Origin of the sequence: Novipirellula sp., assembly GCF_041583735.1 — a bacterium.
GTDB lineage: Bacteria > Planctomycetota > Planctomycetia > Pirellulales > Pirellulaceae > Novipirellula.
This window is the reverse complement of sequence record NZ_JBFHFD010000599.1, coordinates 1-5,381: the sequence shown is the minus strand read 5'-3', so window position 1 is coordinate 5,381 and position 5,381 is coordinate 1. Positions and strand designations below refer to the sequence as shown.

The 5,381-nt window shown below is 56.0% G+C and carries 3 protein-coding genes and 2 pseudogenes; 4 read left to right on the top strand and 1 reads right to left on the bottom strand.

What is annotated here, in order from left to right:
- The 3 genes and pseudogenes from ABX962_RS29180 to ABX962_RS29170 all read left to right on the top strand — a co-directional run.
- Positions 1–352: pseudogene (locus ABX962_RS29180) on the top strand (serine/threonine protein kinase); the annotation flags it as partial.
- Between the two features lie 168 nt (positions 353–520).
- On the top strand, positions 521–1,033 hold the full coding sequence (locus ABX962_RS29175; RefSeq protein WP_372724782.1) for a hypothetical protein: 513 nt from the start codon (positions 521–523) through the stop codon (positions 1,031–1,033).
- Positions 1,034–1,425: 392 nt separating this feature from the next.
- A complete protein-coding gene (locus ABX962_RS29170; RefSeq protein WP_372724780.1) occupies positions 1,426–3,846 on the top strand; it encodes a TolC family protein in 2,421 nt (806 codons plus the stop codon).
- Between the two features lie 213 nt (positions 3,847–4,059).
- Here the strand turns inward: ABX962_RS29170 and ABX962_RS29165 are convergent, their stop codons facing one another.
- Complete coding sequence (locus tag ABX962_RS29165) at positions 4,060–4,254, bottom strand: hypothetical protein (RefSeq protein ID WP_372724778.1); 195 nt, start codon at positions 4,252–4,254, stop codon at positions 4,060–4,062.
- Positions 4,255–4,382: 128 nt separating this feature from the next.
- On the opposite strand from ABX962_RS29165, the pseudogene ABX962_RS29160 reads away from it, so the two are divergent.
- Positions 4,383–5,381, top strand: a pseudogene (locus ABX962_RS29160) (glycine dehydrogenase (aminomethyl-transferring)); the annotation flags it as partial.

The following is a 5,381-nucleotide window of genomic DNA, read 5'->3' as shown; positions in this document are numbered from 1 at the left end:
TTGGGCACGGCGGGGCCAGTTTCTGCCGCGGACCGTGGCCGAACGCCCTGTCTGGTCGATCTGGATCGGTTACTTGGCCACACTGTTGACGATGAACCTGTTGCTGATGTTTGGCTCGCTGGATCATCGCGTGTTATTTCCGATCGCGGCGGCATTAAGCGGGTTCGGATTTATTGCGATGGGAGGCCATGTGTGGGGTGGCGCCGCGATTTTAGGGATCCTGTTCCTGGTGGGGTCGCTGGTTTCGATCCTCTGGCTGCCCTACGCATCGCTGATTTTTGGATCGATTTGGCTGCTGAATCTGTCCGTGTTGGGGTGGCATTATCGATTACGGCCGCAGCCGGAAAATTAACGAAGCCCGCATCTTCCGAATAATCGTTGCCTGGGTGAACCGTCGTCATGATCGATGCCGACTGCACAAGGTAGCGACAGCTGTCGTGGTCGACAAAATCGGTATGACAACACCGGAATGTCGTCAAGCATCTTCTGACCTTTGATTCCCGCTGCAAACGGCAACGTTATGTCACGATTTTTTCTTGCCTTCACGATCGCCTGCGTCGCCGTTTCGGCGGATGCACATCATCCTGATCGCGAAAACCAACCGGTTCATCAACGCATTGATGTGATTGGGCCGCTGGGAAACCGACTGCCCGAGTCGTATCGTCGCAAATACAATCGTCCGACCTACATCGGTGGCAAGATTGCGTATTGCATCGCCCCGTCGAGCCGCGAAGCGATGGCATGGCACAACGCCGAACATCGCGGCAGCTACGAGAAAGAGAAAAAGGGATGCCGGACGGTCACAACCTATTTTTACCCAAAACCATGGGAAGCACTGCAGATCGGGCCTCGTCCATCGTCGGCATCACAGGATGACGGATTGGTCCAAGCGGTCGAGGACATTGCGGATCCATCGGTCTTGCCGGACCAAGTCACCGATTATTTGGAGGTCGATTCGGTCCACCCGGCTCCCGGTGAAGCTCCCGATGCGGGGTTGAAATTGGCCGATCCATTGGATTTGATCGAAGAGTGATGCGGTGTCGGTAGCCGTGTTTCTGCCAGATCCTCCAAGCTTGCGTTGGGAGGTTCGGGCATCGAGCCTTTAGCGTTGTTAGTCGTTTTGACGCCGCTAGGCCCCGGTTGGGTGGTGACGAAACCGTGGCTAGCGGCAAAACGGCTAACTAAAACCAGCTCTTGACCAGAAATCTGCTTCGACTTCAAGAAAATTCTCAGAAGCGTCAAAGTTTACCTAACCGGACTCCGATAACTACTTTCGGACGAGGAGGTCTCGAGTTGCTATGTGGCAGCTTCGGGGCTTCACGGAGGGGGGCTTCCACACTCGGCCCGATCGAAATGCGCTCGTCGCCTTCATGGCGATACCGTTAAAGCGTGTTTCACGGCGGCACCGCCCAGGAAGCCTTGAGCATGAACCGCTCGCTGTTACGATTTACTGCGTATCTTCAGCTTGGGATGACCATCCTTTTTGCGAGCGGATGCGCACCGACACAACCGTTCTTTCTGAATGAGTCTCCGGACCTTCAGTTCTATCTCAACCAAGCGACGGCGATCGAGTATCCCGACGTCGAGGTCGAGCATTTGGCTGAAACCACCGGTGCGCTTCCTCCGTTGACCGTTGGTAATCACGATTACCAATTCTGGGATCTGTCGTTGGAAGAGTGCGTGTCGATCGCGCTGCAGAACTCGAAGTTCTTCATCACCACCAATGGTAACGCGGAGTTCCGCCAGAACATTGCGGCTCAGTTCACCAGTGGGAATGCGGACCAGTTCGGCAGCATCTACGACATTGCCGTTCAGCAATCGACCACCCAATCGGTTCCATTGACCGTTGATGGCAACGGCAACCGCGTTCTGCCGCGAGGCGTTCTGCGAGCCAACCAAGTCGGCGGCGTGGAAGACGCATTGGCCGAATTTGATGCCCAAGCCAGTGGTTTTGTTAACTACGGAACGACCGACCGCACACGCAACGTCGGTATCGCGAATAGCATCAACCCACAAATTTCACGAGCCACTGACACCACTCAGCAAGCCGCTCTCAGCAAGCGACTTGCCACCGGTGGCGTCGCAACGCTTCGTCAACAAGTTATCTACTCGCGAAGCAACGCGGAAATCAGTGCCGTATCACGAGCCGTTCCAAGCGACTGGACCGCGTTGATCGAAGCTCAGGTGCAACATCCGCTGATGCGAAATCGTGGCACGTTGATCAACCGCATCCCTGTGGTGTTGGCAAGCTTGAACGAAGACCTTTCGATCGCCGACTTTGAATCTCAGGTCCGTAACTTGGTCCGTGATGTCGAGAACACTTACTGGGACCTGTACGTGTCCTACCGAAATGTCGCGACCTCGATCATCGGTCGTAACAGTGCGATCGCCACCGCCCAGTTTGCTCGATTGAATCTGGAAAACGGCACCGGTACTCGCCAAGAATTGGCTCAAGCGGTCGAGCAGTACTACCAATTCCGTGGCATTTTGGAATCGGCTATCGCTGGTTCGAACGTTCCTGGTGCGGACCGTTTCGGAGTCTACGGCAACGAACGCCGCATGCGTGAACTGCTAGGAATCACCGCTACCGACGGTCGCTTGATTCGTCCGATCGACGAGCCCTCGCTCGCCCGTGTCGAATTCGATTGGAACGAATCGGTTGCCCAAATGTTGTACCTCAGCCCTGAAGTCCGCCGTAACAAAACTCGGATCAAACAAAACGAGTTGGAGTTGATGGCTGCAAAGAATCAAATCCTTCCCGAAGTCAACCTGTCGTTGCTTTACCGTTGGGTTGGCCAAGGCGACACGCTTGGGCCGCCGCAGCGACGTGACGTTGCCGGGCCGAACCCAGGCAGCAGTGCTTTGGCGGAATTGACGGGGGGCGATTACCAAGAAGGTGCCATTCGTTTGGACATCACGCCGCCTGCACTTGGGGCTCGTCGTGAACTGGCTCGCATCCGTGGCGCCCAATTTCGTTTGGTTCGCGAAAAGGCGTTCCTGCAAGAACAAGAGCGTTTGTTGGTCAGCCAACTAAGTGACGCAACCGCGAAAGTGGCCACTCACTACCAACTCGTACAAACCAATGCACAACGATGGCAAGCTGCCGAGCAAGAAGTGGAAGCTCGTTTGGCCGAGTTCAAGGGCGGACGAAGCCCGGTGAACGTCGTGCTTCAGAGTCAACAACGTCGTGCTCAAGCACAAATCGATTACTACCGAGCCCTTGGTGAATACAACAAATCGATCAACTACGTCGACTATATGAAAGGCACCTTGCTGGCCAACAGCAACATCACGCTGGCCGAAGGGCCTTGGAACAAGAAAGCATACTGGGATGCACTGGAACGAGCACGTGAACGAAGTGCCGGAAAGCAAGTCAAGTACGGCGTGACCCGGCCCGAGGTTGTCCGCACCGGACCTGTGCGTGATGCCGATGCAGCCGTCAACATGATGGGCGGATCTGCAGACCACGCCGGTGAGATGATCTTCGGCGATCCGAATGATCCGCTGAGCATGAACCTTTCGCCTTACCGCAACACGATCGAAGTGGACGATGTTCCGCTGAGCCAGATGGGGACTCCGCAGCAAATGTTTTCACCGGGGGTATCGCCAGAGCAGTTTGCACCCGCGAATCCAAGCACCCCGCGAGCTAGTGAATCGGTACCGCCGATGCCAACGATCGACAGCTTGCCTGATTCGGGATCGCTACAACCTTTGGACATTCCGATCGGCAGTGCCGTCGCACCAATGAATTACGAAACGCCCGCCGTCTCGGCCCGCATTTCGGACGACGTCGACGTCAGCTATGCACCGACCCCGGTCGCACGTCGACCTTTACCGTCTCGTTAGACACGAGCCGGCCACCAATTTTCCTTCGGGCGGAGGCATACGAGGGCTGCCCGCATTACGCGTCGGGAACGACAGCCCTCGTAAAACGAAAGTTCGAGAGCGCCGCAAGGCGCCTCGAACTTTTCGTCGTTACCGTAGCATAGGCTTCCAGCCTGTGATCTTCATTGGCCGTAGCGAAAGTCGCCAAGACTTTCGTCGTTTGGGAAGGTGGGATCAATAAAAGTCGTGGATCGCTCCGCGTTCCATCGTTCCGATCGCGGTGCGATCAGCGTCTATCCGCCAATAGGGACCGAAACTCTTGGCGAGTCTTGCTACGGGGAAATTCTCGCCTCCTCCCTGCGTAAAACTTCGGCGAAGCGGCGTCATTTCGGGCTTGGATTCTGCCCACAAATCGCAGTGGGATACCATGAATCGCTTGCCGAAATTATGTTGATCCTTGTGTTGCTAACACTCAACGTGATGTCAAACCAGGGTTGAGCCATCTTGCAACCAGCAGAGGCAAACTAGATCTACCCTCTTTCGGGCCCCTTCGGAACATGTCCACAAGCACAAATCAGCCGTCACACTGCTCGTCTACCGCTACGAACGCCATCGATTTTGTCGACGGCTTTGCGCGGCGTCACATTGGATCGTCGGAAACCGAACTCGCTGAGATGTTGAATTTGCTCGGTTTCGATTCGTTGGACGCACTTGCCGACGCCACCGTTCCGGCCGACATTCGATTGGATGCACCGCTGGACATTCCCGATCCACGCGGCGAACGCGAATGTCTGCAAGGACTGAAAGCGATCGCCAGCAAGAACAAAATCTACCGCTCGTGTATCGGGATGGGGTACACCGGGACCGTCACGCCGCCAGTGATTCTGCGGAACGTGCTGGAGAATCCCGGTTGGTATACGCAGTACACGCCTTACCAAGCCGAAATTTCACAAGGCCGGCTCGAGGCACTGCTGAACTTCCAAACCGTGATCGCCGATTTGACGGGGTTGCCATTGGCTGGGGCAAGTCTGTTGGACGAAGCGACTGCGGCTGCCGAAGCGATGGGCATGTGTATCGCAATTGCCAATCACAAGAAAACGGGTTTCTGGGCTTCCGACGATTGCCATCCACAAACGATTGCACTGCTGAAAACACGCGCTGCCGGTCTAGGTGTCGATTTGAAGATAGGGCCGATCAGCGAAATCGATTTCGAACATGGCGAGGGCGGTCTGTGCGGTGTATTGGTTCAGTACCCCACGACCGATGGACGGATCAACGACTACAGCGAATTGGCGGCGACCGCCAAGAGCCACAAGTGTTTGACGGTTGCGGCAGCGGATTTGTTGGCACTCACGCTAATCACTCCTCCGGGCCAATGGAGAGCCGACATTTGTATCGGCAGCGCTCAGCGATTTGGAGTTCCGATGGGACTAGGTGGACCACACGCCGCGTACATCTCGACTCGCGACGAGTATGCCCGCAAACTGCCCGGCCGGATCATCGGCGTTTCCAAAGACAGCCATGGCAACCGCGCCCTTCGCATGGCGATTCAAACT

What these genes read in the sequence shown, in the direction of transcription:
- ABX962_RS29170 (WP_372724780.1), top strand. Translation starts at nt 1,426, where the DNA reads ATGAACCGCTCGCTGTTACGATTTACTGCGTATCTTCAGCTTGGGATG.
- ABX962_RS29165 (WP_372724778.1), bottom strand. Translation starts at nt 4,254, where the DNA reads ATGGTATCCCACTGCGATTTGTGGGCAGAATCCAAGCCCGAAATGACG.
- ABX962_RS29175 (WP_372724782.1), top strand. Translation starts at nt 521, where the DNA reads ATGTCACGATTTTTTCTTGCCTTCACGATCGCCTGCGTCGCCGTTTCG.